This is a genomic window from Caballeronia sp., assembly GCF_049581465.1.
Taxonomy (GTDB): Bacteria; Pseudomonadota; Gammaproteobacteria; order Burkholderiales; family Burkholderiaceae; genus Caballeronia.
Window position 1 is genome coordinate 1 of sequence record NZ_JBAUSA010000787.1, and the last position, 4,086, is coordinate 4,086.

Here is a 4,086-nt window from a genome sequence, read left to right on the forward strand (position 1 = left end):
TGTACGACCGGCACCGGCGCTTCCGGCGAGATGCGATTCACGTCGCCGAACCAGTAACGGTCGAGCATGACGTCGCCCACGACCAGCACGCGTGCGGCTGCGATGCGCTCCCGTGAGATGGGCGTGATCGGCGCAATCGGTGCAAACGGCGCGATGACTGGCGCCCTGGAATCAGGCGTCGGAAAGTTCGACATGGGGACGTCCTATTGCAAAATAGTCGATGCCGAGTTCCGCCATCGCTTCGGGTTCGTACAGGTTACGGCCGTCGAAAATGACCGGCATCTTGAGCTCGCTCTTCAGGTGTGCGAAGTCCGGGCTCTTGAATTCTTTCCACTCGGTGACGATCACGAGTGCATCGGCCCCCGGGAGCGCGTCCTTCTGGGTATCGACGAAATGCAGGCGTGCGAGTTGCTCGGGCTTGCCTGCGAGATCAAGCGCAAACACGCGACGGCTTTCCGCCTTCGCCACAGGGTCGTAGGCACGCACCGTCGCGCCTCGTTCGAGTAGCGCGCCAATCAAAGGGCGGCTGGACGCTTCGCGCATGTCGTCGGTATTCGGCTTGAACGCCAGGCCCCACACAGCGAACGTCCGCCCGCGCAAGTCTTCGCCCATGCGCTTCGTGATCTTGCTGACCAGCACTTGCTTCTGCGAGTGGTTGACCTGCTCCACTGCTTCCAGGATCCGCAGGGGATGTCCGTTTTCCCGCGCCGTCTGCGCGAGCGCCTGCACGTCTTTCGGAAAACACGAACCGCCGTAACCGCAACCGGCGTACAGGAAGTGATAGCCGATACGCGGGTCCGAGCCGATTCCGCGCCGCACTGCCTCGATATCCGCGCCGACCGCGTCGGCAAGATTTGACAAGTCGTTCATGAACGAAATACGGGTCGCGAGCATCGCGTTCGCCGCGTATTTCGTAAATTCGGCGGAGCGCACATCCATATAGAGCGTGCGCTCGTGGTTCCTGTTGAACGGCGCGTAGAGATGCTTGATCTTGTCGCGCGCGATCAAGCCCGCTTCGTCGTCGTCCACGCCAAGCACGATGCGATCAGGGCGCATGAAGTCGTCCACCGCCGCGCCTTCCTTCAGGAATTCCGGGTTCGATACGACCGAAAAGCCGTGCTTCGCCGATGACGCCAACCCGCGCGCCTGCAACTCCTGCTCGACCACTTCGCGCACGTTCCGCGCCGTGCCGACCGGGACCGTGGATTTATCGACGATCACCTTGAAGCCGTTCGAATACCGGCCGATATTGCGCGCCGCTTCGAGCACGTATTGGAGATCCGCCGACCCGTCTTCGTCCGGCGGCGTTCCAACCGCGATGAACTGGACTTCGCCGTGTTCGACGCTTTGCCTGATATCGGTGGAAAAGCGGATTCGGCCTGCTTCCCGCGTGCGTTGGAGGATTTCGTGAAGGCCCGGCTCGTGGATAGGCACGCCGCCGTTGTTAAGGATGTCGATCTTGCGAGCATCGACATCGACGCAAAATACGTCGTTGCCGATTTCGGCGAGACACGCACCGGTCACCAATCCGACGTAACCCGTGCCAATAATGGATATTTTCATACGCTTTCCGGAGAAACCGGCGGTTGCCGGATCGTCGGGCCTGGACATCCCCGAGATCCGAGTGTTTCAAACATTACGCCGTTGGCGTGTTCGCTCGCCTGCCTGCGCGCTCAGGAAGAGGCGGTGATCGGCTCGACACGGCGTGGCGCGTAGCTTTCCCAGCCACTGCAGCCAGGGCATTGCCAGTAGAAAAGGCGCGCGCGAAAGCCGCAATTCTGGCACGTATAGCGCGGCAGGTTCTTGGTCCGCTGCCGGACCAGTGAACGCATCAGTTCAAGTTCGCTTCGACGCGGTTCCTCAGCGGTCTCGACTTGCGCTTCCAGCAAACGCATCATGCCGGCAGTATTGGGCGACGTCTGCATCTGGCTGCGCGCGAGCGCGTGCGCCGCATCCAGTCCACGAAGTTCCAACACGTGCTTGAACGCGACATCCAGCAAATCGTTCGTTGGATAACGATTCACATAGTCGACCAGCAAATCGACTCCCTCCGTGGTCCGCCCGAGTTGCGTGTAGGCCTGCATCAACTTCTCGGCTACGAGCGGCAAGTACGCAGCATTTTGCGTCTCCACGCGACGCCAGCACGCGATCGCCGACTCGAGGTCCCCGCCGGCCGCATCGACGTCACCGACCAAAATCGTAGCCCTTACATTCTCCGGATTGGCGACCAGCGCAAGCTTCAACTCCGCACGGGCGTCAGCGGAATTCTTTTGCTGCAGCGCTTCCTGCGCCAATTCGCAATGGAACTGCGCGACTTCCTTCGTGAGCGTGGCCGCGCCCATTGTCTCGATATGCTCGGCCGTCGCGATCGACTTCACCCAATCCTTCTCGATTTCATAGATGGTGAGCAACGCTCGCTGCGCGCCAAGCTCGTACTCGCCCGAAGAAAGCGAGCGGAACGTTTCCTCCGCGCGATCGAGCAGGCCCGCTTTCAGATAATCCTGCCCAAGTTCGAACAGCGCGTGATCGCGCTCGGCGACCGGCAGGTCGGCGCGGCCGAGCAAATTTTGATGCACGCGAATTGCGCGATCAGTTTCCCCGCGCCGGCGAAACAAGTTGCCGAGCGCGAAGTGGAGTTCGATGGTCTCAGGATCGAGCTTCGCCACTTCGATGAAAGCGTCGATTGCCTTGTCGTGTTGCTCGTTCAGCAGGAAGTTGAGACCGCGAAAATACGAGCGCGGCAAATTCGCGTTTTCGGACAGCAGCGTTTTCAGATCGTAGCGCGACGCCGCCCAGCCGAAGGCAAACGCGACGGGGATGATCAGCAGCCACCAAAAGTCTAGATCCATGCGAAATTTTGAAAGAAGTTGAGCGCTGGCTTCGCGACGACCCGCAGAACCAGCACAGTGCCGCTCAAATCAGCGGAGGCATGGGCGGTTCCTGCGGCACGACGGGGACGTCGCGCGCAGTGCGCAAGTCTCGCTTCAGCCGTCCATTTTCCATCTTGATTCGAAATACGGTCGGCAAAAACCAAAGCAGGCCCGCCAACAGACCGACGACAAAAAACCCCAGCCCGATAAGGATCACCGGCAACTGCCACGAGTAGCCAGCGAGGAAATTAAGCGTGGCCGTTTGAGTATTGGCGAGCGCCAGCACCAGCAGCAACACGAACACGAGAACACGGATCAGCCAGACAAAAAATTTCATAAGGGTCTCTTTGACGGCAATTACGAAACGACGGCACCTTTGATTCAACAACTCCGACGCAAAGTGCGCGCCACGCCAGCCTTGATCGAGCGTCCGGTATTGTAAATGAAGCGTATGGCGCAAGGAGCACGGGCTTCGCTCGTTGGCTGAAAGGTCGGTGCGGCAAAAACAACGTGACGAAAAAAAAGCACCCTCGCGGGTGCTTTCTTTCGGTCATCTGCCGTCTGGCTGGCTGAACGCTGCAATGACTGAAAACGCTCAAAGATCGTCTTCATCGGCATCCACGTCGTTCGACTGCTTCAGCGGCTCTCCTGCGCGGCCATCGACACGTTCGCGCAACTCCTTGCCAGGCTTGAAATGCGGTACGAATTTCTCCGGTACCAGCACCTTCTCCCCTGACTTGGGATTGCGCCCAACGCGCGATGGGCGTCGATTAAGGCCGAAACTGCCGAAGCCGCGGATTTCGATGCGATGGCCGTTCGCCAAAGCGTCCGACATCGCATCGAGCATCGTCTTCACTGCGAAATCCGCGTCTTTAAGAACAAGTTGCGGAAACCGCAGCGCCAGTTGGGCGACCAATTCCGATTTGGTCATACTGCCGCGATACCCTGAGGCTTAGCCGTTCTGGCCGTCGAGCTTGGCCTTCAGCAGCGCGCCAAGGTTCGTCGTGCCGGTTGCAGCCGTGCTCGAGTCAGCCGAAGCCAGACCACGAATCGCTTCTTGCTGTTCAGCCGAGTCCTTGGCCTTGATGGAAAGGTTGATGCCACGCGACTTGCGATCGATGTTGATGATCATCGCGTTGACCTTGTCCCCTTCCTTCAGCACGTTGCGAGCATCTTCCACGCGGTCCTGAGCGATTTCCGAAGCGCGGAGGTAGCC

At 59.7% G+C, this 4,086-nt stretch carries 5 protein-coding genes and 1 pseudogene; all 6 read right to left on the reverse strand.

The genetic code is table 11. The features are described from left to right. Window positions 1–194 (reverse strand): annotated as a pseudogene (locus tag WCA53_RS19350) (D-glycero-beta-D-manno-heptose-7-phosphate kinase); the annotation flags it as partial. After that, window positions 172–1,563, reverse strand: a complete 1,392-nt coding sequence (locus WCA53_RS19355) for a UDP-glucose dehydrogenase family protein (RefSeq protein WP_423914280.1) — start codon at window positions 1,561–1,563, stop codon at window positions 172–174. The gene WCA53_RS19355 and the pseudogene WCA53_RS19350, both read right to left, overlap by 23 nt. 110 nt (window positions 1,564–1,673) lie before the next feature. Next, window positions 1,674–2,849, reverse strand: coding sequence for a lipopolysaccharide assembly protein LapB (gene lapB / locus WCA53_RS19360; protein WP_423914283.1), 1,176 nt, complete (start codon window positions 2,847–2,849; stop codon window positions 1,674–1,676). A gap of 64 nt (window positions 2,850–2,913) precedes the next feature. Then, entirely contained in the window at window positions 2,914–3,207 is a 294-nt protein-coding gene (locus tag WCA53_RS19365) for a LapA family protein (RefSeq protein WP_423914286.1), read from the reverse strand. Between the two features lie 258 nt (window positions 3,208–3,465). After that, window positions 3,466–3,801, reverse strand: a complete 336-nt coding sequence (locus WCA53_RS19370; RefSeq protein WP_423914288.1) for an integration host factor subunit beta — start codon at window positions 3,799–3,801, stop codon at window positions 3,466–3,468. 21 nt (window positions 3,802–3,822) lie between these two features. After that, window positions 3,823–4,086, reverse strand: a 264-nt coding sequence (locus tag WCA53_RS19375) for a S1 RNA-binding domain-containing protein (RefSeq protein ID WP_423914290.1), incomplete at its 5' end; no start/stop codon positions are given.